The sequence below is a fragment of the Desulfovibrio sp. DV genome (genome assembly GCF_001936595.1).
Taxonomy (GTDB): Bacteria; Desulfobacterota; Desulfovibrionia; order Desulfovibrionales; family Desulfovibrionaceae; genus Solidesulfovibrio.
This window is the reverse complement of record NZ_MLBG01000062.1, coordinates 1-26,515: the sequence shown is the minus strand read 5'-3', so window position 1 is coordinate 26,515 and position 26,515 is coordinate 1. Positions and strand designations below refer to the sequence as shown.

General features: G+C 44.4%; 26 protein-coding genes. 23 read left to right on the top strand and 3 right to left on the bottom strand.

Annotated features, from left to right (window positions below):
• Window positions 1-116 precede the first annotated feature (116 nt).
• The 4 genes from DVDV_RS22975 (at window position 117) to DVDV_RS13760 (ending at window position 2,439) form a co-directional block, all read left to right on the top strand.
• Window positions 117-389 carry a hypothetical protein gene (locus tag DVDV_RS22975; protein WP_217694135.1) on the top strand — a complete coding sequence of 91 codons (273 nt, stop codon included), beginning with the start codon at window positions 117-119 and terminating at the stop codon, window positions 387-389.
• A gap of 430 nt (window positions 390-819) precedes the next feature.
• Complete coding sequence (locus DVDV_RS13770) at window positions 820-1,290, top strand: thermonuclease family protein (protein WP_175577105.1); 471 nt, start codon at window positions 820-822, stop codon at window positions 1,288-1,290.
• A 337-nt stretch (window positions 1,291-1,627) separates the two neighbouring features.
• Complete coding sequence (locus DVDV_RS22360; RefSeq protein ID WP_139311625.1) at window positions 1,628-1,912, top strand: hypothetical protein; 285 nt, start codon at window positions 1,628-1,630, stop codon at window positions 1,910-1,912.
• A gap of 8 nt (window positions 1,913-1,920) precedes the next feature.
• Window positions 1,921-2,439, top strand: coding sequence for a phospholipase D family protein (locus DVDV_RS13760; protein WP_075355221.1), 519 nt, complete (start codon window positions 1,921-1,923; stop codon window positions 2,437-2,439).
• A gap of 422 nt (window positions 2,440-2,861) precedes the next feature.
• Here DVDV_RS13760 and DVDV_RS13755 read toward each other — a convergent pair whose 3' ends face one another.
• Window positions 2,862-3,419 carry a MucR family transcriptional regulator gene (locus DVDV_RS13755; RefSeq protein WP_075355220.1) on the bottom strand — a complete coding sequence of 186 codons (558 nt, stop codon included), beginning with the start codon at window positions 3,417-3,419 and terminating at the stop codon, window positions 2,862-2,864.
• A 399-nt stretch (window positions 3,420-3,818) separates the two neighbouring features.
• Between DVDV_RS13755 and DVDV_RS13750 the strand changes: the two genes are divergently transcribed.
• The 3 genes from DVDV_RS13750 to DVDV_RS13740 all read left to right on the top strand — a co-directional run bounded on the left by DVDV_RS13750 (window position 3,819) and on the right by DVDV_RS13740 (window position 4,673).
• A complete protein-coding gene (locus tag DVDV_RS13750) occupies window positions 3,819-4,040 on the top strand; it encodes a hypothetical protein (protein ID WP_075355224.1) in 222 nt (73 codons plus the stop codon).
• A 39-nt stretch (window positions 4,041-4,079) separates the two neighbouring features.
• Window positions 4,080-4,277: a hypothetical protein gene (locus tag DVDV_RS13745; protein ID WP_075355219.1), complete on the top strand. Its 198-nt coding sequence runs from the start codon at window positions 4,080-4,082 to the stop codon at window positions 4,275-4,277.
• A 174-nt stretch (window positions 4,278-4,451) separates the two neighbouring features.
• Complete coding sequence (locus DVDV_RS13740) at window positions 4,452-4,673, top strand: hypothetical protein (protein ID WP_075355218.1); 222 nt, start codon at window positions 4,452-4,454, stop codon at window positions 4,671-4,673.
• A gap of 28 nt (window positions 4,674-4,701) precedes the next feature.
• On the opposite strand, the gene DVDV_RS13735 is transcribed toward DVDV_RS13740, so the two are convergent.
• Window positions 4,702-5,025: a helix-turn-helix domain-containing protein gene (locus DVDV_RS13735; RefSeq protein ID WP_075355217.1), complete on the bottom strand. Its 324-nt coding sequence runs from the start codon at window positions 5,023-5,025 to the stop codon at window positions 4,702-4,704.
• Window positions 5,026-6,221: 1,196 nt separating this feature from the next.
• Between DVDV_RS13735 and DVDV_RS22355 the strand changes: the two genes are divergently transcribed.
• The 3 genes from DVDV_RS22355 (at window position 6,222) to DVDV_RS22350 (ending at window position 8,281) form a co-directional block, all read left to right on the top strand.
• Entirely contained in the window at window positions 6,222-7,112 is an 891-nt protein-coding gene (locus DVDV_RS22355) for a hypothetical protein (RefSeq protein ID WP_139311624.1), read from the top strand.
• Window positions 7,113-7,235: 123 nt separating this feature from the next.
• Window positions 7,236-7,616, top strand: a complete 381-nt coding sequence (locus DVDV_RS13730) for a DUF6573 family protein (protein WP_075355216.1) — start codon at window positions 7,236-7,238, stop codon at window positions 7,614-7,616.
• 128 nt (window positions 7,617-7,744) lie between these two features.
• Entirely contained in the window at window positions 7,745-8,281 is a 537-nt protein-coding gene (locus DVDV_RS22350) for a hypothetical protein (protein ID WP_139311623.1), read from the top strand.
• A gap of 488 nt (window positions 8,282-8,769) precedes the next feature.
• Here DVDV_RS22350 and DVDV_RS22345 read toward each other — a convergent pair whose 3' ends face one another.
• Window positions 8,770-9,792, bottom strand: a complete 1,023-nt coding sequence (locus tag DVDV_RS22345; RefSeq protein ID WP_139311622.1) for a hypothetical protein — start codon at window positions 9,790-9,792, stop codon at window positions 8,770-8,772.
• Between the two features lie 610 nt (window positions 9,793-10,402).
• On the opposite strand from DVDV_RS22345, the gene DVDV_RS13725 reads away from it, so the two are divergent.
• From DVDV_RS13725 to DVDV_RS21865, 13 genes are all read left to right on the top strand, one after another.
• Window positions 10,403-11,032, top strand: coding sequence for a MucR family transcriptional regulator (locus DVDV_RS13725; RefSeq protein WP_075355215.1), 630 nt, complete (start codon window positions 10,403-10,405; stop codon window positions 11,030-11,032).
• Between the two features lie 1,567 nt (window positions 11,033-12,599).
• On the top strand, window positions 12,600-14,009 hold the full coding sequence (locus DVDV_RS13720; protein WP_075355214.1) for a DUF3987 domain-containing protein: 1,410 nt from the start codon (window positions 12,600-12,602) through the stop codon (window positions 14,007-14,009).
• A 9-nt stretch (window positions 14,010-14,018) separates the two neighbouring features.
• Window positions 14,019-14,927, top strand: a complete 909-nt coding sequence (locus DVDV_RS13715; RefSeq protein WP_075355213.1) for a hypothetical protein — start codon at window positions 14,019-14,021, stop codon at window positions 14,925-14,927.
• 1 nt (window position 14,928) lies between these two features.
• Window positions 14,929-15,837 carry a hypothetical protein gene (locus DVDV_RS13710; RefSeq protein ID WP_075355212.1) on the top strand — a complete coding sequence of 303 codons (909 nt, stop codon included), beginning with the start codon at window positions 14,929-14,931 and terminating at the stop codon, window positions 15,835-15,837.
• A 286-nt stretch (window positions 15,838-16,123) separates the two neighbouring features.
• The gene (locus DVDV_RS13705; RefSeq protein ID WP_075355211.1) at window positions 16,124-17,950 is read left to right on the top strand and encodes a replication initiation protein; all 1,827 of its coding nucleotides are present in this window, start codon (window positions 16,124-16,126) and stop codon (window positions 17,948-17,950) included.
• Window positions 17,951-20,112: 2,162 nt separating this feature from the next.
• Window positions 20,113-20,874 carry a DNA-binding transcriptional regulator gene (locus tag DVDV_RS13700; protein WP_075355210.1) on the top strand — a complete coding sequence of 254 codons (762 nt, stop codon included), beginning with the start codon at window positions 20,113-20,115 and terminating at the stop codon, window positions 20,872-20,874.
• Window positions 20,875-20,926: 52 nt separating this feature from the next.
• The gene (locus tag DVDV_RS22340) at window positions 20,927-21,283 is read left to right on the top strand and encodes a hypothetical protein (protein ID WP_139311621.1); all 357 of its coding nucleotides are present in this window, start codon (window positions 20,927-20,929) and stop codon (window positions 21,281-21,283) included.
• A 349-nt stretch (window positions 21,284-21,632) separates the two neighbouring features.
• The gene (locus DVDV_RS13695) at window positions 21,633-21,758 is read left to right on the top strand and encodes a transposase (protein WP_303046332.1); all 126 of its coding nucleotides are present in this window, start codon (window positions 21,633-21,635) and stop codon (window positions 21,756-21,758) included.
• A 373-nt stretch (window positions 21,759-22,131) separates the two neighbouring features.
• Window positions 22,132-22,509 carry a hypothetical protein gene (locus tag DVDV_RS13690; RefSeq protein ID WP_043634535.1) on the top strand — a complete coding sequence of 126 codons (378 nt, stop codon included), beginning with the start codon at window positions 22,132-22,134 and terminating at the stop codon, window positions 22,507-22,509.
• Between the two features lie 273 nt (window positions 22,510-22,782).
• The gene (locus DVDV_RS13685; protein WP_075355209.1) at window positions 22,783-23,340 is read left to right on the top strand and encodes a tyrosine-type recombinase/integrase; all 558 of its coding nucleotides are present in this window, start codon (window positions 22,783-22,785) and stop codon (window positions 23,338-23,340) included.
• A gap of 134 nt (window positions 23,341-23,474) precedes the next feature.
• Entirely contained in the window at window positions 23,475-24,599 is a 1,125-nt protein-coding gene (locus DVDV_RS13680) for a site-specific integrase (protein WP_075355208.1), read from the top strand.
• Between the two features lie 293 nt (window positions 24,600-24,892).
• Window positions 24,893-25,261, top strand: coding sequence for a hypothetical protein (locus tag DVDV_RS22335; protein WP_139311620.1), 369 nt, complete (start codon window positions 24,893-24,895; stop codon window positions 25,259-25,261).
• Window positions 25,262-25,580: 319 nt separating this feature from the next.
• Window positions 25,581-26,515 (top strand): tyrosine-type recombinase/integrase (locus DVDV_RS21865; protein WP_139311619.1); only part of this gene is annotated, 935 nt, incomplete at its 3' end.

Below are 26,515 nucleotides of genomic sequence, written 5' to 3'. Positions count from 1 at the left end.
TGATACATCGTGATGTTTTGCGTAACCGTATTGATTGCAGGTGTTGATTCTCAACGTCAACATCACTTAAGTCAAAAATTTGCGTCCTAAACATTAACTTGCCAAATGGAGGTGCTATGAAAGATTTTACGAAAAAAATTGTCTTTTTCTTGAGCGTCGCAGTCACAGCTTTTGGATTTACTCCAATTTCTGCTTCTGCCAATCACGGCAATGCTTTGATCGGATCTAATGTTTTTACTTCTGGGAACATTAAAGAGGTTAAGCCTCTTCAGTTGGACAAGGCAGTTGAAGATTCTAAGTCAGGCTCATTTTTACAGTTGGCTGGACATCATTCGCATTCGTCCCATGCTTCGCATTCTTCGCATTCCTCGCATAGGTCTGGGTATTAAGTTCGAGGGGCTGAATGATAACACTTCATTTGGCCCCTATTCTTTTAGAAGTTGATTAATCTAGACTAAAACTGCATGTTTTAAAAAGCCCAGATAAGTATACGTCGTTCTGCTATTGCAAAATTCTGTTCGTTAATTATTGCATCTCATCATCGCTCTGCCGCCAAAGGTCAATAAAAAGTTTACGATCTTCGCTAAAACGTCTCTGAGACCAACTAGCCCAGCCTGTTTGTCCTGGTCAGGGTGCAAGCGCCCACCACCCTCAGGATCTATTCTGTTAGCCTTGATGACCAGGAGACGATAGTGGGCTGCCCCTTGCCTCGGTTGGCGGGGGTGATTGTCGTTGCCATGCTGCCTCGGGCTTGGCATAAACGACCGCATAGTCTTTCAGCCAATATGATCCAGACACGGGGTAATGATGCACAGGGCCATGATCATGATCCGATCTTTTGCCTTCCTGCTTGTCCTTGCTCTTCTTCCTATCCCCTCTTTGGCGGCAGACTCCTGGCAGGGAAAGGTCGTCAACGTCCTCGACGGCACAACCTTGGACATCGCCAAGCCAGATGGGCAAATCGAACGGATCAGGCTCTACGCAGTCATAGCACCTGTTTCTGGGAATCCCCTTGGATATGATGCGCGGCGGCGAACAACCTCATGGTGCTATCAGTGGGGAGACGTAGCCGAGGTCTTGCCCATCTACCAAGAACCAACCGGCCAAGTCGTCGCACGAGTGATTGTCGGGCAGGAGGATTTAGCCGGTGTCCTGGCGAAAGCCTGCCTCGCTTCAATCAATATGAGAACCTGCAAAAAACGGCAGACGGTGGAATGCGTGTCTTGGCATGCCTGGGAGCTTCAATGCCGGGATGAGCAAAAAGGATTATGGGCAAATAAAGATCAATGAGCTCGGGGTGATATCATGATGAGACTTTTTCTGACGCTTGCCTTGGTTCTGGTCCCTGCATTATCCTTCGCCGTCACGGATCAAGAGGTCCGGGACATGATGGTCAAGGAGTCGATTAGTTCCTACCCTGGCAATTGCCCATGTCCCTACAACACCATGCGGAACGGTAGGAGTTGTGGCGGGAGAAGTGCCTACAGCCGACCGGGTGGCCGTGCTCCACTCTGTTACCCCAAGGACGTCACCGACCCAATGGTCAAGGCGTACCGTGCGCAGCATAATTTGAAATAGCCCGCACTCAACATCGTGTAGCCTGAAGTTGTTTTGGACAGGAGGCGGTATGAAACTTTTCTTGTTATTACTCACATGCCTTATTATCTCTGCGAATAATTCTTTTGCTGAAGATGCGCCTAAGGACACTCAAGCGAATGACAAAGGTGTTCAGTTAAAGAATAAATCTGAATTCAAATCATCCCCCAAGCTTGGCTATCATAGCAATAACCCCGGCGATGAGGACAAAGGCCTTGGGAATCTTAAACCGCTTCTAGATCAGACTTTGGGGAACAATAAAGATAGCTCGCCAGGAGGGGTTGTAATGCCAAATGCTGGCACGTATAAGTTTTAAGGTGTAAAATGAAAAAAATATTCATCGCAATTTGTTTCTTGTCCATTTGTGCAACGTCTTATGCATACGACCTGACCCTCAAAGACACTCCTGTCAGCATTTATTTCAGCCCCAAGGGTGGCGCACAGCAAGCTCTTGTTGACGCCATTGGGACGGCCAAGGAGTCGATTTACGTCCAGGCGTATTCATTTACTTCAGCCCCTATCGCAAAAGCACTTATCGATGCAGCCCAACGCGGGATAAAACTCGAGGCAATCTTAGACAAGAGTCAACGAAAGGCGACCTATACCGGGGCTACGTTTCTCAAGAATGAAGGCATCCCCGTCTGGATTGACGCCAAGCATGCCATCGCGCACAATAAGGTGATGATCATTGACGGTGCAACTGTGATCACTGGGTCGTTTAATTTTACCAAGGCCGCCGAAGAGAAGAATGCTGAGAACCTACTGATCATTCGAGACTCCGGCCTAGCCAAGCTCTATCTGGAGAATTGGGAACGGCATCGGGCGCATTCTGAGATGTATTAAAAAGCCATCCATAAATTGATATCTGGTGAAGCTTGAGTGTGGAAAGTATGCGTTCCCTGGGTTTTATCGACTCAACCAAACAACCTGCAAGAGGTAACTAATGGGCAAAGTTTATATTAAAGACGGCGTTGTTTACATTAAATTTAACGATAGCTTAGCACCCTACGAAATCGACGTAGATCGCTGCGATAGCTATCCCAAGATCGTCCATTGGATTGCCCACTTGTCGGAAAAATCATGGTGCACATCTGATATAATTAGTAGCTTCATAGATACGGTGTGTGGACATCACGGATTAAATCACCACAACGACGGCGCATCATAGCATTCGCGGGACTACTGTATTTCCAAGCATCCTGTAAAAAAAGCCCACGCCGACCACTTTAACATGGAAGACGTGGGCTTCTTGTTTTGAATCTAAGCTATTTCTTGTTGCCCTTGGTCTCTTTAGCTTCGTCAACAGCCTTCAGCAACTCAAGAATGCCAATATTCTTTTCTTTCGCGGTCGCAGCAAGCGATTTCATGTCGTCAAAACCATTGTCCATAACAAACTGAGTGACATCCCCGCGCTTAATTCCAAATTCCTTCATGATCATCTGCATCTGCTTAAGGGGATTGTCTTCGCCAGTAAGCGTTTTCCTGGCAATCTTGATAGACATATCTTTCTTCGCGACACCATACTTTTTCATGTACTCTTCGCGAGTAAGATCATGGGACGCAAGGTGCTTCGTTCCTAAAACCTTAAACTCTACCCCGCACTCCGCGCACTTGACACCTTTCTTGGTCTTCACATGCTGAGGAGCTTCAATCTGCTTCATCGGCTCAACTTCTACGTCAATCACAGGGCCGCAGCTCAGAGAAATCAATTTCTCGTAAATGCTCTTTGTGACTACTTCGAGTTCGCTGAAATGGACTTTCCCATGTCGAAGCTGGTCTTTCGCCAAGTTCAAAGCTTCTGCCCAAATTTCTTTATCGACCATGATTAGCTCCTTAGTGTCTGGATGAATAAATTGGCAGATAGCTTTCTGATATTGTCTTGTCAAATGAAAAGAGATTTATGTTAATCAGCTTTGGCTGTTAATTGATCACCTGCTTCTGCCTCCGTCGGGGTGGCTCGTTGCCCCTTGCCCCACGTGTCCCCGGACACCCCCTGGATTCGCGTCCTACAGCCCCTTCCTGGGGCTTCCCTTGCCCAACCCTCCCCTTGGTCCCCGCCATGGGCAAAACCCAGGAGAATCCCACTCCAGCCCAATGTCCGATTCAGCCGGCGGCGCTGCCAATTGCCCCGGCCTCCCCCGACAGCTGCCCAGCCCCGTGACCGGCTCCATGGCCCAGGCTATCCTTCCATGGTCCCCGATCTCCTGGATCACGAGGTGAGCATGCCGAACGAAGCAGAATCAAACGACAAGACGCACGAACTGATTGAAGAGATCATTCAGCGGTTTCAGCCTATTGAACACCTTTTTGACGTGATGGGTGCGGCAGACTCAGGAGTACAAGGAGTGTTTGTGCGGAGGTGGGCAGAAATAGGAACGCAGCTTGCCACAAGTTTTCGGGAACGCCTCGATCAAATGGTTGTTACATCCAATAGTAACGACTGAAATAACGATTCATTAAACCGCTTCATGGAGGTTAAACATATGTGGCTTTTCAAATTTTTAGCTGGAGTTGCCTTTGGTACTGTAGCTGGTGCAGTCCTCAAGATGATCACCAGTGGTGGTGGCGTGATCGTTGGTCGTGAAAATGTTCGAAACGCAATTGAAAATGAAGAACGAAACCTTCGTGGACGGTTCGATAATTTGAAGGTCACCGAGAACGACCCGAAGTTTTACGAGTAGCCGCGAACTTGCCATATAGGGAGGATACCCAAATGGACCAGGACTGGAATGTCATCTTCAGCTACATGCGGGGTAGCTCCAAGACTCTTCCTTCTCCCCAGCACCCCTGACCGGCTCCATGGCTCGGGCTATCCTCCCTCCTTGGACCAATTATCTCCGGATCACGAGGTGAGCATGACGACAGAACTAGAAGCCAACGACAACCCTCGCGGGACGATTGAAGAGATCATTCAGCGGTTTCAGCCCATTGAACACCTTTTTGACGTGATGGGCGCGGCAGACTCTGGAGTACAGGGAGTCTTTGTACGGAGGTGGGCAGAAATAGGAGTGAGCTTAGCAACGACTTACAGGGAATATCTTGATCAGATCGCTGCCGCTTCAAAAGGCCGTAACTGAATGTGTTTCGAAAGACGAGGCAACAATACTATTCGGATAGTGCAACAAGTATTTTAAGTATTTTCGATTTGTCACTTGGGGACGCGGACTGAATAATACCTATCGCGAGTTCTTCAATCACTTCGGTCGTAAGCACATCAATTTCCAGGTCGAACAACTTCATCAAGGATACATCCAGGGCCATTGACAAGTTGTGGAGGCTTTCCAGGGTGGGGTTGCCCCTTCCCCTCTCGATTTCCCCCAGGTGCTTCAAGGATAAGTTTGCCATTTCAGCTAATTGGAGTTGAGTCAACTCGGCCTTCTTCCTAAGAGCCTGAATTCTTTTCCCTAATATTTCGTGTATGTTAGGCATCGCTCCCCCCGAATACCAATACGTAACAGGCGGCAGGGGGCGAACCAGATGATGCGCCTTTTTTTCTTGAAAACAGGTACTATATAACCTATTTCAAGTGTGGGCCATTGGTCCACGGCGGCGGCCCCTTCGGAAACCAGGGAGCCTGGGTGCATTGGGTTATTGCTGTCAGCGGCCGGCTCAACGAGCCCGCCGGATGATCACCCCATGGAGCCACCCTGTAATCAGGTAATGAAACGATTTCACCAGCAGGAAGGCGTTTTGCTAATTGCAAACCCTGGCAAATCCAAAAGGAGATGATGATGCCCAAGAATCCTTATGACGATGGTTACAGGGAAGGCTACAAAGACGGATCTAAGGGTGAATACGGTAAAGGTGGAGACAAGAATCCACATTCAAATCTTAACGACTCCATGTCCTGGGATGACGGTTATTCAAAAGGACATATCAATGGCACACATGGACACGGGAGCAGCGGACCCAAGAAATAGATCATATTGATACTTACGCGCTTTATTGTTTATACAATTTTATCGAAGCGCGTTGAACTGATAGACTGCTCCGCATTTTTTAGGTTTTTTTGAAACCAACGCTACTAACCTCATCGGAGACCGCCATGGTTATGATCTTTAGTGATCGTCCTAAGTCTGCGCCAACTCAAGAAGAACTTGAGGCTAAACGAAAAGAACAGGAGAAAGGCCAGCAAGGACTGATCGAAAATATGAAAAAGATCGCACCTGATAATAGGTGTCCTGCTTGCGGAGGCCTTGGGGGAACATTCTCTCAGAATGTCTTTAAAAAATGCTCAAACGTTGAATGCGAAAACGGTCATGTACCAATGCGAAGGCCACCAAACGAAATTACTCACTGTTGTATTAAATGCAACTCGTTGGTGCAAGGATCAAATATATGTCCAGCCTGTAAGTCAACTTGGTGAACAATAGGAGCTTCATATTTTACATAGATTGGGAGAATGTCTGTCCGATGTTCTCCCACCTATATTTCTTGGCGCGATGTTAACGCAAGTGTCTTCTTAATTAATCGTAAAATTTGTCGCATATCAACGCCAAGAGACAATCATTACGCGCACAGGAAACTAAATTCAATTTTGTTGATTTATGCTTTTCCAGAGACTAGGGCAACTCGCTTTCACACGTTGCCCTGTTAACTTGTCCATTTAACAAAGGAGAGGTGTAATGTCGAGGTTGATTTCTCGCGCAAGAGTTAAACAGTGGCACAAAGTACTCAACATTGCTATGCTCATTGTCATTGCGATGTTGACCACACAGACTATGGCTCAAGCAAAATCATTGGACATCCTTGACATCCTCTCCGGTGGTTTTGAAGCCGGGGACACAATTTCTGCCCCTGTCGTTGTTGATTTAAAGACCGTAGAAGCACCCAAACAAGCTTTGAAGTATAGCGGTACGGGTGGAATAAAAACAACGGTAGAAATGCCAATACCCACCACAGCGACTTCAACAGCTTCCTTTGATGGAAAATCGACGACGACAGCACTAGCACCAAAAACGTCCAAGAAGACAACTGAGGAAGACGATCTTGATTTCACTACTTCCTCCAGCAGCATCAGTGGCACCCACGCAAGCACTTCTCTTTTTGGAAATTTTAGTTTTCCCTCATGGGGTTCAAATTCGTCTTCAGTTGCCTATACGACTGATACGGCAAGCCTTCGCTCTTCGTTGAATACACCTGAAGTAGCATTGTCATATATGAGTACTAATTTTACGTACTCTAACCATGATGGGAACACGCCTTATACTCCTGAGACTTTCAACTATTACAAAACTGGTGACTGCAAGGATTACGCTACCTTCTTTGGGTGGGCGCTTGCTGATGACGGATGGCCAGTCTATACGTATGATTATCAATATGCCTCAAGCTCCGGCCACGTCATAAGCGTATATCAAGGTTCAGACGGGAACTGGTACGCCCAGAGCAACTCGTCTTCCATTGGACCGGTTTCGAGTGCTCAGGATGCATTCGCTCAAACGATGCCCTCGGGTGGCACACTTGGATCGTATCGGGAATTTGCTCAAGGATATACCGGCGCGTATTCCTGGAAGTAAGTAGACGCTGACTTCGAATCACGGGAGGCGACCAAGTTTGCCTGGAGTCTCCCGTGACCTCCCCTCCGGCCCCAGGATATCCTCCTAGGAATTCATCATAATTCCAACAGGGAGGAATGCCAAATGGACCAGGACTGGAATGTCATCTTCAGCTACACGCGTAAACAGGCCATTGAGGATGGGGTGTTGATCGACGTCACCGAGCAAGCAAATCAACTTGGCTTCAAGGTGAATACCGTCGTCACTGATCATCTCTATGGTGATTACCTGACACCGCCGGCTGGCCTGGAAGGCGAAGGTCAATCCGTCGAGGGGCGGCTTCATGATCTTCTCTTCAAAACACTTATCGCCGCTAAGACCTTTGGTGCCAGGGATCGTGTCAATTTTGACGTGCTGTTCCTGATGTCGCCGGGCAAGTGGGCCACTGTGAAGATCCTGGCCGTGATGGGTCCAGGTGATCACGGCGAGCCGGTCTTGACCATCATGCTGCCAGAAGACGACTGATCGAAATAAGTTGAAGATGATGATTGACCGAGCAATGCTTGGGCGTTAACAAATTCTTTTACGCTTTCAAATTGGCGCGTTATCTCAGCAAACAACACTCAACTTGCGATTAATCATAGGAGGATGCCATGAAAAGAACACTCCGCAGAACACTTGCTTGCATAGGATTTGTCAGCATTTTGTTCATTTCAATCTGCGTATATGCCGCTGACGATGACCTACTAACATTTATTCCTGCCATTATAAAAGCACAGACAACAGTAAACCCAGTTGGGACATGGACAGGCCCAGGAAGCGGTTCATGGGGAACCTGCTCTTGCGATCTGGAAGGATTGAGCGTTGTTGTCACAGCAGGAACACGTTCAGGAATGTACCTAGTCTCCTTCCAGACAACAGGAACAGCAACTTGCGATAGCGGCTGTGGAATGGTACTAAACTTTTCAAATTTGCCCGCGAGGCTTGTTGGAAATAGATTAATATTTGCCAGCAGTGTATTTAGCAATATGGCTAGCTACACATTGATGACATCCATTGACGGAGAATTGGTTATATCTGGATCGACTGCATCGCTAATAACAAAAACGTTCAATTTTAATGTCCCGTACGATGAAAATGACAAACATGCAATGTCTAGTGTTGCCGGCGGCACACTTACAAAACAATAATTACAGCAAACAGCTTTCTACTTTATGGCCCTCGCTTCTTTTGAAGTGGGGCTTTTTCATGCAAGATAAGTCAGAATGTGGGTTGACTGGACACGTTATTGGCGACAGTAACAGATCGGAACCGGCTATTCGACTGATCGAAAGGATTTGCTGACTTGCTGGGTTTGGAGCGACACGCACTTATTCTATACGAAATCACGATGAAATAGCTGCGTGGCAATTCAAGACCATAATGCGCATTTAGCGGGGTGTTTTGAGCATTTGTCAGCAAAATGGAGCCAGACTGTGATTTAAACCGCGAAATCTCCGGGCTGGTGGTAAATCGAAAAGTCAAACCTCGGATTTTTGAGCACTCTCTTCTGAAAACAGAGGGTTGAGTGGGAAATACAGGTATTTTCAACAGGCAAATTGAAAGCGATTCCAGCTTGGAGAATGCCTTAATAACAACTTTCTAACAAATTCGACACAAAAGCATAATGACGTTTTAGTTAAGGCTGTTTATGTTCCTTTTTTAATTTTCTGACTTCATCTTCAATTCGTCTTTTGCCAAGTTTGTACTCTTTAAACTCTGCTGATTTTCTGATGTCATCTGCAAGTTCACTTAACGATTTATTGTTGTCTGGACAGTTTAGTTTTTCAAAAATAATCTGTGCTGCACGAAGAAAGTGTTGTTTTTTCTTTTCTTTGGAATTTTCGCGCATTGTATGGCTTGTTCCATGCGTGGACATCGCGCGAAGGGAACGTTCTGAGTAAAATTGACATTCACGGAAAATCATCCCTTCATTGAATACAGTCCGTAACATTATTTGCATCAATGATTCCGTGCTTAAAGTCTCGATCGAAGCAGGAAGGTCTGTTACATGTGTTATATACAAGGCAAATATTTCTCCAAATATCCTGAAATCAAAATGTCTTTCTCGCTCAATATCTGACTCGAACTGTGTAATGAGGTAATTTATAATTAAAAACCTCATCCCGAAAATGCCTATCGAAGAAAAACAAGTTTTTAATTTGTCGTTGTTCGGGAGGCTGTTTATTTTTTGGAAATAAATTTTTATTGTTTTAGGGTCAAGTCCATAAAATTTTAACAAGGCAATATGGGCTGTATAAGTTGTGTCTGTTTGCAGCAGATCTCCTAGCGCGTCGACAACACCATCTTTTGGCCTCTCGTCGTTCAAAAGAGTTTCTTTCAAATATGCAAATGTCGTTTTTAAGCTAATTCCCTGAATGCTCGTTGTGTCAGAAACTGTATTAAGGCCACCAAGAATATACTCTGTCATCGGTGCCAAAGCCTTTGACCCTAACATTCGTTCAATGTCCTTGGCGTATTCGCTTACAATTTTGCACACAAGACTTCTTTCGTTATCATGGTCAGAATCGTTGTTTTCTGATTGATTCTCTGTATTGTCTGGAAAAAGTTTTGTTAAAATCCCATCTATAAAACACATATTACCTGTTCTTTCATTGGCATAGAACGGGAAAATGATATTTTGATTTATTTCATCGCCCATAATGTTGTGATCCTATCTTTGCATGGTGGTTGTCTTGTTGTGAGGCAAGATTAATCGTCCATGATTCAAGACCAATACGGCATAATAAGTCACATCGCGTCTTCTCTGGCAGATTCCGTTTCATCCTCTCTTGCCGTCGAAGGCGGTATCCCTAAGCCCCGCAGCTTACCCGCGATGTTTTCCGGCACCCCAAATTTTGATCGATTTTCTGCAAAAAGCCTTTTTGCAAATTGTCGCATATGCCGGGATGGCCTAGAAGTACCCATATGAGCCCACGGGGAGTAACTTCCTCCATTGATAAAGGCGGTTATACTACAGGGGCTTAATCGGCAAGGGAAAATCGCACCCCCTAAACCTAAAGCTCGCCATGGCAGAATCTGTGACAGAGCGCCGGGCAAGGACAGGTCGAGAAAAGCTGACCGGCACGGCATCGAGCAGCTTGTTCGCTTTGATGGGCTGGCGGTCTCCCTGGAACGAATGCCGATCCTGTGGGCAGACTGAAAACATCACTCCAAACAGGAGATGGCGGCGAAGAGCGAGTAAAGAAATCAGTCAACTCAATATCTGGCTGGGCAAAGACGAGTAAACTTTTTACAGTCGGAGTAAAAAAATGGATAACGATGTTTCTATCTTTCGGGCGATTATGGAATTGCATCCTGCTCTTGCCATCGATGATCAAATTCATCTTGCCACGAAAGTGATGAAAGGCTTGGCAAAGGCGAAGGCTGATATCGCTATGGGCAACACCGTAGTTCGTGATGACGACGGTGGCACTGCTGACAACAAACAACGTGAGCACCCGTACACTAAGGCAGACCTCAAGGTGAACCCGATGTCCGCTCTTAAAGGTGAAAAGGCTACGTGCTGCCTTTGTGGAAAAGATTTCGACGTCATTTCGAAGGCGCATCTTTCGGTTAGTCACAAGATTACGCCTGAACAGTACCGTGAGTTGTGTGGGTATGCCCCGGACACGAAGCTCATGACGGATGCGCAGCTTCAGAAAAAGAAGGACATCCTCAACAAAGCCAAGCCTTGGGAAAAAACTGATCGCTGGCAGGGCAAGCAAGCCAAGCAAGCTGAGCAGGACACAGCTACTAAGGCTGCCGATGGAAGCGGTACCGATCAGAACACTGCTCCCAAGGAAAGCCCTAAGGCTGTGAAGTCGGACACCAAGCCTCAAAACAAAGCATCGGCGAAGCCCGAGAAGGACGATAAGGGTGAAAGCGCGTCGGCGGCATAACCGCACCGCCCCTGCGTAAACGAGGGATTTGGGCCTGGGATGGTTTTGCCGTCCCAGGCCTTTTGGGTTTTCAGTATCATGCCGATTACGAAGAAAGTCGCGAACAGAGGTGGAGCCAGGGAAGGCTTCCAAAGCTGTGTGCCGGAACCCTTGCGGCAAGACGGGCTGTACGGTAATTCTGCGGTAAAGCTGGTGGCATGATCAAGCCGGCGGGGGCGCATGCTCATTTGTTCCTCATGGAGGGCGTCACCGGCGTCGAAATCGGCACGGCGGAGAGGGCCGAGAAAGGCCCAGGCCGGCCCGGCAATCGCCGTTTCGGGCTGTGCCAACCCCGCACCCTCTGAGGCGCAAGCGGCGAAAATGGGGGGGGGCTGAAGCCGTTTCCGACAAATTTAAATAAAATCAGCATGTTGAATGAAATTGAAAAAATTTGAACACGGAATTTTACGACAACATATTGAATTGTTGAGATTAAATCGTAATACTTCTCAAATTTGAAAATTTGAAGCCATCGTCCTCTCCTACGGCGGCGGCCCTGGCGAAAATGAGCCCAATAACGAGGCGCGGTGAGGCTCGGCACAACCCGTAGACGTCTGCGCATCGAGTATCCGGGTTCATTTTGGGTGTGGCAAGGGGTGTGTAGCCCGTCTCCAGGCCGGCAGGCTGAATGGTGAACGACGCCGATGTCGCATGTGGCGACAGAAAATTGGGATGTTAATGTGGGACTTACCGAAGAGTTCAACCCGGTTACCGGGGGTGCTGCCAGGATCGGAGCGAATGACCCGAAAAATGAGGGCCGATGAGGCTCGACACAACGCGTAGACGTCTGCGCATCGAGTATCCGGGTTCATTTAGAGCTGGTGGCAGCGGGAACTCCACCGGAGTGGTTGCGAGGACCGGCGAGAATGAGCGAGACATGAGGGCTGGTGAGGCGCTACCCCATGCGCAGACATCGACGCATCAAGTATCCAGGGTAATTGGGGGGGTAAAGCAAAACGTCATAACGAGGTTCGCCAGCACGCGGGATAAGCCGTCGACGTTGGCAAGGTCCGCGGTCCCGTTTTGACCAATGCCACCAGGGCGGCGAGAATGAGCCAGAAATGAGGGTTGGTGAGGCGCTACCCCATGCGCAGACATCGACGCATTGAGTATCCCGGGTGATTGGGGGGTAAAGCAAAGCGTCCCAGCGAGGCTCGCCAGCGCGCGCGACTATCTGCCGAGGTTGCATAGGGCACGGGAGTCGGCGTCACCTCGGAGGCTTTGGTTTCGTTGCCCTCGCCCCCCGGTAGCGACAATACGCCGGTTCGTGAGGGCTGGTGAGGGTTGGTGAGGCGCGACATAACGCGCAGGCGTCTACGCATCGAGTATCCAGGGGCATTCCGGGGGAGGACGGGAGGGGGTTGTGAGGGCTTTAGGTTCGGAACTTAAGAAGTTAATGATCTTATCACCTCAAGTCCATCTTCGAGTTAAAAAGACAGACATCCGGACAAATCACGAGTTATTTTGTCGCTACGAATATGCCATCGTGATTCAATTTGTAGAAGCTAGAGAAAATTGAGAGGACAATATGGCAAAGAACAAAAACGCTAAGAAGACTGCCGACCAGGAAGAAGACAAAGATGAGGTGTTGAAGCAAAAGGTAGCGACCGTAGAAGACCAACTAGACAATACTGGTGTTACAATTGACACTAGAGGATTCCCAAGTCTCATTAAAGATTATATTGAATGTGTTCAAGCCCAAACAGGTTGCGATGAAATATCTGCCACTGTCAATGTGTTAAGCCTAATTTCGTCAGTGGTTCAAAAGTCTGTCTGTATTCCTAAAAATGACTTGTCGACTAACAAAGAAGGCTATTTTCAGAAACTTTATCCGAACCTGTGGATGATTGAAGTTAATAAATCCGGCGGGTTTAAGACAACAGCACAGCGCATTGCTCATGCTCAGGCTTATGTGATCCAAGAAATTATAACAAGTCATAATAAATCTAAGACTGCGGCAGATGCAGTTGATAATTTTGAGGGGACGCAAAGACAAAAAGATGGGCTGTATGAAAAAAACATATTTTTGCCAACAAGGACAACTTTCCCAGCTCTTCTTGATGTCTTGTCTAAAAAGAAAGGAGGTTTAATATTAAGCTCTGAATTCGGAACATGGTTGCAGCAACTTACAGGCGGCATCTCGAGTACGTCAATGCGTTCAACTATGGCGGATCTATATGATGCCCCTCGACTCTTCGAAACAGCCACGAAGACAGGCGGTGTAATAACTCTCGAGGAGCCATTTATATCTATTTGTGGCGCAACAACGCACAGTCAAATTGCAAAATTATTGAATGAAGAAGATGTCCTTTCTGGATTCTTGCCGAGGTTTCTTTTGTTTCTGCCGCCGGTCAAAGATGACATCCCAAATGCATTGCCAAGCGTCAATGTCAACAGTAAGTACAGCCGCATTGAGTCAGATATGCTTAAATTTTTAACAAGTATCCACGACAGAAAAGAATTTTTGTTGTCGAATGACGCAAAGATCGCATTTAACGATGTCCACAAAATGATGTATGATCGGGTTCGGGGTGAAACGAAACAGATAAAAGACTATATAGAACCATTTTTAAGAAGATGGTCGCCATACATATTGAAAATAGCAATGCTACTTCATCTTGCGGAAGATCAAAAGTCGACCATTTTAGATCGCAAGGATATTGAAGGCGGTGGTTACGTTGTTGAGTGTGCATATACGTCAACAAAGTGGCTTTTAACTAATTTTATTTTAGAGTCAGAAGTTGCTAAGCGATCTAAAGTAATCTTGAGATATATAGCAAAAGAAAATGGTTCCTGTCTTCGCCCCAAACTGTTGCAAGGCAACAAAAATTTCAATGCCGATGAAATTGATAAGATTATTAAATACTTGGAAGAGACAGGTCAGATCATAATCGTTGCCGACACGTTGAAAACTAAAACGGTTTACCAAATAGCCTAAGGAATGAACATGACTATTGACCTCGGTTATATCAATCAGTTCGGAATTGACGTTGCTGGAAATGTTCAAAACATTGAAACCCTAGCTTCTTCGATAATTAGTTCCATGACAATACCTGCCGAAGCCAAGTGTATTGATAGTATATACTTGGACTTTGAAATAATAGGGAAAAAAGCGGTTGAGACTCGAACGTACAATTGGGCGCGGCTCGGCGAGCTACTTTTCAATTTACAGGATCGATACAATAATGATCCAAGCATTAATCGAGTGAAAGTCAGTTGGACAAAGTTCGCAGCTGAGAATTTCACGAATTTTGGGAAAAAGAGACGAGAGCAGGCAGTAAAATTGTATAACTACGGAAAAGAACTTGAAAAGTATTATTTCCTCGGAATAGATGAGCTGCTTTATGTATTCAATTTGCTTATAGGCAAGCACAGGAAAGACAAGGAAGGTCTCAAGAAGACAGGAGAGATGTTTGAATTTTCATTTAACAGCCCAGTTGATACAGATGAAGATCGAAGAATTTTCAGAGAAAAGGTCGACAAAATATGTGCCTATGAAAAAGATTTTGATGCAGTTAAAAAGACTGGCGCTGACAATGAATTGTACTACAGGTGTGTGTCGGTTGGCTGCGTCGTAAACAAAAAAGTAATCAGCCACATCGGAAGCCTAGCAAGCCAAGCTGAAAAAGATGCTTACATGAAAGAATCAATAGCGAATCGAGATTTTAAAATTTCAAATAATGAGAACACAACCGAACACGCACAAGCGTCACCTGGATTACTCTGTAAGCTTATAGACAATACGTCAGGATACAGGACTAAAGGACTAGATGAGGTCAAGCATCTTGGGTTGGATATTGTCACACAGGCAATTCGTGAACTGGTTTGGCTGAGAAAAGAATTGAGGAATATGTAATATGCAAATCAAAATCTACCTTTCTTCATTTAGCTTCGACATTCTCGCCGAATACAGAAAAATGTTTAAGGACGCAGAAATAAACATTTTGCTTTCATATGGGACAACAAGCAGCGACTATTATAGTATGATTGAGAAGAATAGGGGCATGATTAACAGTCTCATCCTCGATAGTGGGGCTTTTAGCTTAAACAACATCGAAGGAAGCAACGGTAAGCCCATCAGCATCGATGGATTCATTGCATATTGCAAAACATTCCAAGAGCGGTTCGATTTTATTTTCAACTTCGATGAAGACTTTCACTTAGATGGATTTGAAAAGAACTATAAGAATCAGAAAAAAATTGAAGCGGCCGGGATAAAAGTTGTTCCCGTTGTACATGATTACATAGGAGAAGAAGTGCCTGAGTTAGATGAATACTTAAAAAATTATGACTTGATATCTCTTGGGTTTTCAAAACACAAAAATGATAAACAAAAACTAGCTGCAGCTGTGCATAAAATAAAGCAAGCGAATAAAAAAGTTCACTTACTCGGCGTTAGCGCATACAACAGATTGAAGAATTTGCCAGTTGATTACAGCGATAGCAGTAACTGGGCTCAAGGCCAAATCTTTGGATTTATGTATTACTGGAACGCCAAGAACACTCCGAACGACCCTCAATTGACACTTCGCTTTAAAGACTTTGAACCGAAGAAAACAGAATCAAAGGAATATTTGGATGGTTCGCCATACTTTGACGAGATCATTGAGTACTTGAAAAATGAACTCGGCATATCATATCAAAATCTTTACGGACAAAACTCTACATTTTATCGACAACTAGTGAACACTCACTACTTTGTCAAGCTGCAAGATCGTGTGCGTGAAGCCCATATTGTCAATGGATTTGACAAATTGTACCCTTAGGCTGGTGAAATCGCTTACTCTGCCATTAAATTGCCGGCGATACCCCTGAAGGTAAACACATACTTCCTGTGAATGGACTGAGCAATTTTTCGTATCAGCAGTGCTTATAGCATGTGGAAGGCCGAATATTTGCCAGTCAAAACTAGAATCCACCTTTTTTTGGGGGGGATGAGTTAAAAAAGATAGAAGGAGATTACGACAGTACAGAAAAACAAAGAGTATACTTGTAAGTCATACTTTATAAAGAAATAATCTTCTTAGGTATTTTCAAACTAAGGAGATTGTCATGAAAGATACTGATGCACAACGGCCAGAGGAAGAATTTTATTTACTTTCACAAGATTTAGTTGACAGAATAAACAATATCACTCTTGGAGATTTTGACGGTTGGATAGACGTTTGCGAAGACCTGTCAAGGCACTTTTCATTGATCCCAATTTATAGGCTCAACAAAGATAAAGACAGATGCAAGGCTCCAATTAATCCTGATTGGTCCGAATGTTGTTATGAGCGATCATTATTCGATAAGAGTAATTATGTAGCCAACAATTCCGGGATCGCCTGTGGACCTGCAAGCGGTGTAATTGCTCTAAATATTCGTGATGGATTATCATTTCATGATTTTCTTGCTGAAAAAGGATACGAACTAAGAGACGACACTTTCATTGTAGAAGCTGGAGATGGGACAAGGCAGTACTATTATCAGTATCCAAATGATGGGTGCAAATATTCAACGCGGCCAGCAAAAAAGACGATCACAGATGAATATGGTGTCGAAAAAAACGTTACAGTATTTGAAATAATAGGTTGTGATGGTTATACCCTTGCCCCTGGCTCGATTGACCCATTTACTTTTAAACACAGCAAGGTTGTTTCCAATCAAAGGATCGCAGAAGCCCCTGCTTGGCTCCTTGACATATGCAGATATGAAAAGATCAGGCTGGCAGCTCAGCAGGATATCAAGGTCATCCAGCCTGAAGGAGTAGAAGACGTAGAGAGCAGTTCTGAATTTATTGAAAATAATAATCTTTGCGCGGATGAATTAAGCAACTCATCTTTAAATGCATCGCCGCAAGAAAGATTCAAAAAACATTTCGACAATCTCGTCGGATGGGGTATTGATAAAAATATTGCATTTTGGACAAATCCAACCGAAGCATTTTCTTGCTCAAACTATCTTGCTTTTCCAAAATCTAAGCGACAGTATCTTTGTCTTGATATTGATTGGGAAGGTTCTGCGACAGTATGGATGGATGAAGGTCTTCCCGAGCCAACAATTACTTTTGTCAATCGGGAAAATGGGCATTCTACTTTAGTTTATGAACTTGAACTTCCGGTTTATTGGCCTTGTGAACAGAATCATTTCAGGGTAAACCACAAGCCAGTTAAATATTTCAAAGCGGTACAAAAAGGTTTTACTGCATTTGTTCGTGGAGATTCCGGATATACAAATTCAACAATAAAAAATCCATTTTCAAAAAAATGGCGCGTTACTTGGCATGACAAACAATACACTCTTGCATACTTAGCTGAATTCGTTCAATTGGTTAACGCCTGCCACGAAAATAATAAATTCAGAACAAAAAATTATGCTGGACGAAACGAAGAATCATTTTATACCTTAAGCATTTGGGCATATAGAAATGTTAAGAAATATAAAAATGATGATTTATTTTACGATGACTTAATGAATGTTGCTTCGTCAATAAATTCAGAAACTATTCCTTTGCATTGGCCTCAAAAAGGTCCACTTGCTTTATCAGAGGTCTGTGGAATCGTGCGGGGAGTTTGCAAATATGCCTGCCTGCATCGTTATGACCCTAATTTGAAACATTTATTTAAAAACTATGGAATATTGGGTTTTCCACAGATACCTGATGATGTCTTAGGGATGAAGCGAGAACAAATCACTAGATCGAGACAGTCTCAAGGTGCTTATTATACGCATGAGGTTGTTAAGAATAACACGAAGAAAAAAATATATGATGCAATCGAAAGATTGAGAACTAAGAATCAAAAGATAAGTTGTCTATCTATATCAAACGAGAGTCGTATTGGTTATAACAATGTAAGAAATCATAAGGAGTATATACGTGAAATATTATCAAAATAATTTTAAAAATAAAATTTTAGGATGTAAATCTTGATATACCAAACAGCGTAATTTTTTCGAAAAAATATGGACTCAATTAAAAAGCATAAAACATTTTACGCCATGTTCCGAATGGACTTAGGCTAAAGTCTTAATGAACAACGTTTTATGCCATCAAACGTGGCATTGAAAATAAGTTATAAGTTACTCCGTCTGCCTATTATTGAAAAGGGTGTTGCTGAATCGTCCGCCATCACGGTTCGGCAACATTCTCTTTCTATAGACAGAAATAAAAGACTATATTATTGAATATAATAGACGATCTGGACGATTTTAAGAAATAACCAGCAATCAAGTTTTGATGAAAACATTATGCGCAAGCTGAATTGATTTTTACCGTATTCAAATAATTTAAACAAATATTAAGCGTAGTTAAAGTGTCATGGGTGCCTTGCATTAAGTTGTCGGTCAAGTGTTGCTGAAAGTGCAAACGATAGATTCAACCTAAGAATCTTTCGCGGTCAAGAAATAAAAATGACTCAAGGTTCAAAATTACTTGTCGGCTCCATCGAACAGGAATTATTGAGAGTTATCTAAACAATATGAAGCGATTCAGTTGTGAAAGGGATTGAGATCGAAAGGCTGGCCCGTATTCATGATTTTCATGAAGAAACCACGGTGGCGCATATGATGAACGAAGTTCATGACAAACTGAAGTTTACTGATTATATTCAGTTCTGAAGACATAGATAGGTATAATGCCTTCTGGTCATATTTAGCGATTAGGTTCGGGACAGTTTTGAAAGACCTGACTTGAGACCAAGGGAAATCCTCTTTAAATGCCTTATGGCAAAAGCGTTGGAGTCGCTAGTTTTTAAGGAGGATGGCTGCGTATCTGTAAGGGATACGGCAAGAGATGTAGTATTTGTAAATTATTTGATGGTTAAAAGAAAATTTACGCGACCGCGATTGTTCAAGGCATGACTGTTAGTGAAAACTTAAAATCATGGTCGACGAAGTAATTCAATAAGAGCAAAAACATCTCTTGCTATAGCCGAATACGGGCAAACCGTCTGTTCGGTTGTGAAGGGCGCTTGATCCGGCGACGAATCATTCGATCCTGAAACTGCTGTCTTCCCAGGTGCATCATGAACACCAGGGCGGCGGCAGGACTACGTAAATCTATTCAGAGGACCTCGCCTTCGGGCCGGGTCCTTTTTTTTGGGGTCTTCCGGCTTTTCTGTGGGTAGCCGGCTTTGATGGGCCGAAGAGTGCTACGAGGTCAAGTATCCGGTGGTGTGTGGGAGGACTCTCAGGTCAAGTTCAAGGTGGCGGGCAGGATGTTTCCCGGGATGAATTCGTATTGGCTAGGTGATGGAAAGAGACGTGGAAAATAAAGCACGTGCCGGCGTGATTTTGAGAACGACGGTTTACTGTGTAGGGACCGGAAGGTTATGGATTAAATGCTATAATTGCATACCCATATTCTGCTCTTTTACATATTCTTCTTAACTTGTTGTTGTCCATTGTGGCATGCTTCGAGAAACATATTCACCCTGGTATGCTCTCGGGAAAAGAGCAAGCGGATGCCTTGGCTTGATCGAGAGTTATCCAGCACAAAACTTCTGTCCGCACGTTTGATGGCCTCTGGAAGGTTCTCTAGGGTGAGTTGGTACCACCGCTCGACATCCTCATCGGGTACCTCATGGCCACCATGGGGTCTGCTCACAAAACGGAAAAAAACGTACGCTAAGCCGAATTCTCAGTTTTGTGGGCAGACCCCTCGATGGAGCGCAGCCGGGAATAATTTCGTTAGGCGTATTCATTTTTTTTGGCTTGGCCGGCCTTGACAGTATGTTGCAGTACTCATATATAGCTCTTGGACCAAAGGAGTTCCGCTCAGTCTGGTTGTCGCGCACGGGGCAGGTGCCTACCCAAGGCATCCCGCTGAAAAAGTCGTAAAGCATGTGATGACGGCTAATATTTGCATTTGGGGAAGTACCAACGCTATAGTAAAAATTGTTGCTCCTCCACTTTTGCTCCTCGTGCCATTGGGAGTTGGCTTGTTGGCAAGTGCCATCAGGAAGATAAGGTTTGGATAAATTGCCAAGGCACATATGTAACAAGCCAATTTTTTACGTTTTATTATCAAAATTGCAATAACAAGCTACAAGAGAGCATTTATGAAAGTTGAATATATGAAACAACTTCGTGACAATTTAAACATAACACAAGCACAAATGGCGAAACTTTTGAATATTTCTCAGTCTATGATTGCAAAGTATGAAGGTGGCGTTGCACACCCGACGGGCGAAATAAAACGAAAGATAGAATATCTCATTAGATTTTTAGACGACAAAGACGCTAACGAATTTATACTTAACATGTTGGCAGAACACGGAGGGATTGCAGCTGTTTCTGGACTGCTTGGCATATGTGTTGCGTCAAATTCACAATTCGAAAGTGACAAAGAATCAAGCTTTGACTCAAAAAACATTAGTGGTGCCATAGATGCTTTAGCTAGAAGTTCAGGAGCAGCTACAGCTATTCTATCAGGGCCATTGGGATTTGTAGTCAGTGCAGTAGGTCTAGCTGTGAGCGTGTTGCTTAAGGGCTTATTTTCTGTAACGGAAGGAATCCCTGTCGGAGCAATAGGAACGACCGGTATCCTTGGCGCAACAGCAACAACAGGTACAGACATTAGTATGCTTTCAGGAGAATCCCTGACAAGCACATCTTTAGCAGCTTGTGGCGGTGGAATGGCCGCGGTAACGGATGTAATTGCTAAAGACAATCAAGCTGAAGTTGTTGATGATAGTATCACTAGGCTTACAAGTGCCGAAGTATTGCATAAAAAATTTGAAGACTCCCGCCCCCTAAAGGCTAGAGCGAAGCGCTTCTTAAGGTGCAGGAATTCACTTTTTTTACCGAAACGGAGCCGATGACAATCTCGATATTTTTTCGCCAACCTGTAACACCACAAGGAGGTATGAGCTTATGAACTGGTGGGATGTTGAAATTTTTTTTGATGAATGCATTGATACTATTAAAGAGAATCCTATTAAATCAGCAGCTGCCGCTGGTATGATAGCAGCTGGTACAGCAGCATTTATTTTTGCTCCGCCACTTGGCGTTGCGATAGTTGCACAAGTTGGCACAGCAACAGCATCAACAGGGACACTGATTAGCACTCTTTCAGGAGCAGCCGCTACTAATGCGTCGCTAGCATATCTTGGATGTGGGGCACTTGCCGCCGGTGGTAGTGGCATAGCCGGTGGAACTGCGGCTATTACAGTCGGTGGTGCTGTTTTAGGAAGCTCTGTGGCCGGAGCAGCCGTAACCATCGCATCGTAAGCTATTTTACTGTCAAAAAGTTCAACGACCCCTCTTGGTTGCTTACTAGCCAGGAGGGGTTTTTTGTATTTTGGGTTCACTCACGAAGCGGAATTGCTTGTATGCTAAGCTAAGCTGCATGGTCTACCGTCATTGGACCACCTCTAGCAATCTCTGTGAATAGCCAGAATCCTATTTCAACTAGGTACTTCCCTGGACCAGCAACCGCTCCCTCTTCTCACGCAACGTATCAATCATCCCCTGTCTCATCTTTTGGTCCTTCCGGGTTTCCCGTGGGTAGCTGACCAATTATGGTCTTCCTCGGAGGACGCCCATGAGGGACACGGACCTGTACTCTCAGATTCTCGGTTTGAGTGCGCCCTGGGTTACCAACGGCGTAGCCGAAGGACTCAACAGCAAGATCATGGCCATTAAGCGGAAGGCTTGCGGCTACAGAAACCGGGACCACTTCAAGACCGCTATCTACTTCTTCTGAGGCGGCTTGGACCTCTATCCGGCAAGCGCCTGATCGGGGCTACCCACGGGAAACCCGGAAGAACCTTTTTTTGTTTCAGAAAATGATCAGGAACAGCTCTCCACCCATGCCTGGGAAATTACCCGCCCGGCAGACCCCAAAACCGACCCTCTATACTCCCCGCCCTGGGCCGTTTGGGGATTGACCCATGACTTACCCTCCCCCGTGACCGAAAACCCCGGAAAATTGATCCTGGGGCCAATTCACGTTTTGGCCCCGGGGAGAGCAAGCTCATCCTGCGCAAGATAATACAAAAAGCATTATTCAGCATAAATTCTTGAACTATCTTCCAGCCAATACAGAAATTATCAATCAAACGAACAAAGGAGCTTATATGAGCAAGAAGAACGATAACGTGTCTGTGGATGAACAGGAAGTTCCTGAAAAGAAGAAGATCGAATCGAAGTACAATCCTTCGATGCTTCGCGAGTGCATTTTCAATGGCATGGACGCTTCAGCAATTCTGGCAAGGATGGAAATAAAACACCGCCAGACTCTGAAGCAATACGTCCTTAAGTTGATGAGCGATGACAAGACCTACTATGAGGTCAAGGGGCTTTACCTCAAGAACTCGCGGCGGCCGAAGGTGAACAACAAATTGGAGCTCAAGATTTATCTGAAGAATCTTGACCTTCAAGGACTTATCGTCAGCGACGGTGATGAGTTCTCGGTTCTCGCCGAAGATGGAAAGATCATTTTGACGAAGGTCTAATTCGTTTGGTCTTTAACATAGTCATATCGAAAGATGTGGCTATTTTTTAAGAATTCGGCGCAAGATTATGTTTATTTGTCTGAAGTTATACAGAAATAATCAATGAGGGGAAAGTACGTTTATAGATAAGAACGTACATTGGGATTTTTGAAATGGTTTTCTGGAAGAATTTTACAGGGTTATTGTCGAGTCTCCCAAGGGCTTCCCTTGAGGAGCTGATTTGTAAGTACGATTTTCAACTCCCTGGAAGAAAACAGGGAATTGGAGGGGGAAATGAAGGTTGAACCGATCATTGATCTAAAAAGTGTGAAAAGCATCAAAAAGATTCTTAGTGACTCTCCCCGCGACAAATTGCTTTTTGTCATGGGAGTTAACTCAGGCCTGCGAGTCCAAGACTTGCTGGCATTAAAAGTTGGTGATGTTAAAGACGTAAAGATCGGAGAGCGGATAACCTTGCGCGAAAAGAAAACAGGCAAGGAAAATGTTTTCATCTTAAACAAGGAGATCATATCTGCACTCGATGCCTATTTGGCGACAGTCAAGGATGATGATGACCATTTCCTGTTTAAAAGCAGGAAAGGTCGAAATTATCCTCTCACAACCTATGCCGTGACAAAATATGTCAAGAAGTGGGCTGAGGCCATTAACCTGAAAGGGAATTATGGTGCTCACTCACTTCGAAAGACATGGACTTACCATCAACGAAAGACATTCGGTGTTTCCTGGGAAGTCTTGGCAAAACGGTTAAACCACTCCAGCCCTTCGATCACTCGAAGGTATCTTGGAGTGCAAGAGGAGGAAGTCGAAGAAATATTGATGAATACAATATGACCATATCCTTCAAGGGGCCTAAAAGCCCTTTGATTTGTTTCTGTTCATTTCAATGAGCTTTACTATTTCGATTTACTGCTGACTTATTGTCATAACCAACTTAAAATCAATAGGATACACTTCGGAGGTGTTTTATGGGCGTCTATCAACGAGATGGGCGATGGATGGTCTTTTATCACGATGAGACGGGTAAAAGACGGGATAAGTCATTCGGCCGTGGCGACAATGCCTATGCTCAGGCTGATGCCTTCAATTCGGCTGTCACTGAAGCGAAAGACCAGGGGCAGGCAATTCCAGTCCTTCAGACTAAGGTGATCACCTTGCCGGAACCCGCGCCAGCGAAGGTGATTGAAGAGATCACTTCCCCAGTCAAAGATGATCACTTTCCTCAAGGCATGACATTTCGGGAACTCGCGGCAAAATATCTGTCCCATCTCAAGGTGTCAGGCAGAACCGAGAATAATACCCGCAAGTTGGCCAAGATGGTTGAAAACCAGTTCAATCCGCTGATCGGCGACCGGGTAGTGAATTCGATGACCTACATCAATGACATGGTACCCTTCATCCAGTTCTTCCAGGAGACCGACGGCAAACAGGGCCGGCCCCGTTCCCAACTGACCGTGAATCGTTATGGCGATTACGTCAACGCCATCTTCAATTTTGGCGTCACCACTGGGCTGACTGAGACAAATCCTATGAAGGGCAGAAAGAAATCAAGAGAGAAGCCGCGTGATGTCCAGCTGACTGTCAATGACGTCAAACGAATCATGGATCATGCCGAGCCGCATGTCAGATGGGCCATGGAGGTTTGTTTCAGCCTGGGGACACGGCCCGGTGAATCTGAACTTCTTGCCTTGAAATGGGATCACATCGACTTGGAGAAAGGCATTGCTAAAATTTATGCAAGTAAGACAAAGACCTACCGGTCTGTACCAATTGCTCCGGCCCTGCTTGAAAAGATGAAGGGAAAGAAGCCTTCATCAATGTCAGGTTATGTGATCGAGTGGCGCGGCCAGCCAATTGGCATGATCCGCAAAGGTTTCAGAAGAGCCTGCGAACGGGCTGGTATTAAATACCCTGTTAGAATGTATGACTTACGACATCTCTTTGCCACTACCATGTTGAGCAAAGGAGCAGATTTGGCAGCAGTGTCCAAACTGTTAGGGCACTCAATGATTTCAACGACAACAAGTCATTATTATCACTGCCTGGAAGGTGAAAAAGAAAGAGCTGTTAGTTTGCTCCCTGAATTAGTTTAATGTTAAAAAACTGGACATCTTTGCCAGAAGATGTCCAGTCAACACAAAGGAAACCGAAATGAAAAAAGATCAGAAGAAGAAAAAATGTTCCAGTTGCAAGAAGTGGTTTGAAGTTGAGAAAGAAAGGCCATGGAAAGACAAGTGCTGTGACTGTTCTTTGCTTCACTATATAAAGCTTAAAAAAGAATGGTGACAGCTTATATTAAAACGATACTCTAGCAAGCTTTTTTGTGTATGTTAGCAGCTGTGTATTTTAGCTTTAAAATATTCAAACTCAGAATAAAAGGACTGTTATGAATTACGGAGTAAAAAAGTGTGTGTTGTGTGGCAAATCTTACAAACCAAGGTCAAATAAATCATGGTTTTGTTTGGATTGTTACCTTAATGACTATTTGCCGAATAAAAATAAATATGGGGTTGATGATTTTGTGTCTGGCATTTATAGTTTTATAACGAAAAGACATATTGACAATTTTTACAAACCTATTGAACAAATTGAAATAGAAAACAGCCAAAATATACTTACTGGCGAAGACCTTGAGTTAAAGAGTGTCGCTGCAAAGCTCTTTGAAAAACAAAAAATAATACCGTCTGCAAATCCTGAACAAGCACACAAACGCTTGGTTGATGCCTTCTGTAGCAAAACAACATACACACAGTAAAGATACTGGCGAATATTCTTGTGGAGAGAATGTTCGCCATTTTTTACCGCAAATTTGGATAGTTATGAGTGTAGCCCTTACGGGTATGTGCATCTGAATCCAGTCAGCCGCTTCTTTGTTGAAAAGTGGGATTTCAAGCTTCGGATTGGTCCAAAAGCACAACATGCCACAAACATTTTTCAATGTTTCAAGTGAAACCAGTTGGGCTGTATCGAAAATTTAATAATTGCAAAGAGTTGCTTTAATCCTGTGACATTTAAGCTTTTTTCGGTCAAGAAACCTTCTCGCTTTATCAACTCTAACGAGAAGGCTCACTCCGATGTATTTATCTAGTGCCATCGAGACGTTTCTGCTCCACTGCCGACTTGAACGAGGACTGAGTGAGCTGACTTTAACCGCTTATCGGCTTGATTTAAACCAATTTCTTGAAAAGCAGCAGGGAAAAGCTCAGATTCATATTGCCAATATCGACAAAAATGTCATCAGAGAACACCTTGTGTGGCTCGATGATAAATACAAACCTCGAAGTATAAAAAGAAAGCTCGCAACGCTAAAGTCTTTTTTTACATTTCTTGAACAAGAAGAGTCCATAGAATACTCTCCATTCAGGAAACTACGACTTCGTGTAGAACGGGCAAAAAGTCTTCCGCGAACTCTAGCAATTTCATCAGTACGCAAATTACTTCAAAGTGCCTATACTGCAAGAAATTGTTCGAAGGAAGAAATTAATGCTTTTAAAGAGGCTAGCCGCGATATCGCTGTCCTTGAAACGTTATTTTCAACAGGTGTCAGGGTTTCAGAGCTGTGTAAACTAAAAGTCAGTGACGTAGATATCAAAAATAGACGAATTCTAGTCATGGGAAAAGGCAAGCGGGAGAGAGTTATTCCGCTCTGTGACAAGTCTACTATTAAGGCGTTACAGGACTATAAGACGCAATATTCAAATTATTTAGAAAAAGAGTCTGCATTTTTCCTAAACAGAGACAAGCGTCCTTTGTCTGACCAATCGGTTCGCCAGATAGTAAAAAAATATCAAAATCTAGCTTGTATTCCAGAAAATGCCACACCGCATATGTTCCGCCACACTATTGCTACTCTGTTGCTTGAGAATGGAGTAGATATCCGCAATATTCAAACTTTACTTGGCCACAGTTCATTGGCAGTAACGGAAATATATACCCACGTAAGCTTATCAGCACAGCGAGAAGCCTTAGGCAGGAAGCACCCGAGGCTCCGACTAAAACTTGAGGAGAA

What these genes read in the sequence shown, in the direction of transcription:
- DVDV_RS22975 (WP_217694135.1), top strand. Translation starts at nt 117, where the DNA reads ATGAAAGATTTTACGAAAAAAATTGTCTTTTTCTTGAGCGTCGCAGTC.
- DVDV_RS13770 (WP_175577105.1), top strand. Translation starts at nt 820, where the DNA reads ATGATCATGATCCGATCTTTTGCCTTCCTGCTTGTCCTTGCTCTTCTT.
- DVDV_RS22360 (WP_139311625.1), top strand. Translation starts at nt 1,628, where the DNA reads ATGAAACTTTTCTTGTTATTACTCACATGCCTTATTATCTCTGCGAAT.
- DVDV_RS13760 (WP_075355221.1), top strand. Translation starts at nt 1,921, where the DNA reads ATGAAAAAAATATTCATCGCAATTTGTTTCTTGTCCATTTGTGCAACG.
- DVDV_RS13755 (WP_075355220.1), bottom strand. Translation starts at nt 3,419, where the DNA reads ATGGTCGATAAAGAAATTTGGGCAGAAGCTTTGAACTTGGCGAAAGAC.
- DVDV_RS13750 (WP_075355224.1), top strand. Translation starts at nt 3,819, where the DNA reads ATGCCGAACGAAGCAGAATCAAACGACAAGACGCACGAACTGATTGAA.
- DVDV_RS13745 (WP_075355219.1), top strand. Translation starts at nt 4,080, where the DNA reads ATGTGGCTTTTCAAATTTTTAGCTGGAGTTGCCTTTGGTACTGTAGCT.
- DVDV_RS13740 (WP_075355218.1), top strand. Translation starts at nt 4,452, where the DNA reads ATGACGACAGAACTAGAAGCCAACGACAACCCTCGCGGGACGATTGAA.
- DVDV_RS13735 (WP_075355217.1), bottom strand. Translation starts at nt 5,025, where the DNA reads ATGCCTAACATACACGAAATATTAGGGAAAAGAATTCAGGCTCTTAGG.
- DVDV_RS22355 (WP_139311624.1), top strand. Translation starts at nt 6,222, where the DNA reads ATGTCGAGGTTGATTTCTCGCGCAAGAGTTAAACAGTGGCACAAAGTA.
- DVDV_RS13730 (WP_075355216.1), top strand. Translation starts at nt 7,236, where the DNA reads ATGGACCAGGACTGGAATGTCATCTTCAGCTACACGCGTAAACAGGCC.
- DVDV_RS22350 (WP_139311623.1), top strand. Translation starts at nt 7,745, where the DNA reads ATGAAAAGAACACTCCGCAGAACACTTGCTTGCATAGGATTTGTCAGC.
- DVDV_RS22345 (WP_139311622.1), bottom strand. Translation starts at nt 9,792, where the DNA reads ATGGGCGATGAAATAAATCAAAATATCATTTTCCCGTTCTATGCCAAT.
- DVDV_RS13725 (WP_075355215.1), top strand. Translation starts at nt 10,403, where the DNA reads ATGGATAACGATGTTTCTATCTTTCGGGCGATTATGGAATTGCATCCT.
- DVDV_RS13720 (WP_075355214.1), top strand. Translation starts at nt 12,600, where the DNA reads ATGGCAAAGAACAAAAACGCTAAGAAGACTGCCGACCAGGAAGAAGAC.
- DVDV_RS13715 (WP_075355213.1), top strand. Translation starts at nt 14,019, where the DNA reads ATGACTATTGACCTCGGTTATATCAATCAGTTCGGAATTGACGTTGCT.
- DVDV_RS13710 (WP_075355212.1), top strand. Translation starts at nt 14,929, where the DNA reads ATGCAAATCAAAATCTACCTTTCTTCATTTAGCTTCGACATTCTCGCC.
- DVDV_RS13705 (WP_075355211.1), top strand. Translation starts at nt 16,124, where the DNA reads ATGAAAGATACTGATGCACAACGGCCAGAGGAAGAATTTTATTTACTT.
- DVDV_RS13700 (WP_075355210.1), top strand. Translation starts at nt 20,113, where the DNA reads ATGAAAGTTGAATATATGAAACAACTTCGTGACAATTTAAACATAACA.
- DVDV_RS22340 (WP_139311621.1), top strand. Translation starts at nt 20,927, where the DNA reads ATGAACTGGTGGGATGTTGAAATTTTTTTTGATGAATGCATTGATACT.
- DVDV_RS13690 (WP_043634535.1), top strand. Translation starts at nt 22,132, where the DNA reads ATGAGCAAGAAGAACGATAACGTGTCTGTGGATGAACAGGAAGTTCCT.
- DVDV_RS13685 (WP_075355209.1), top strand. Translation starts at nt 22,783, where the DNA reads ATGAAGGTTGAACCGATCATTGATCTAAAAAGTGTGAAAAGCATCAAA.
- DVDV_RS13680 (WP_075355208.1), top strand. Translation starts at nt 23,475, where the DNA reads ATGGGCGTCTATCAACGAGATGGGCGATGGATGGTCTTTTATCACGAT.
- DVDV_RS22335 (WP_139311620.1), top strand. Translation starts at nt 24,893, where the DNA reads ATGAATTACGGAGTAAAAAAGTGTGTGTTGTGTGGCAAATCTTACAAA.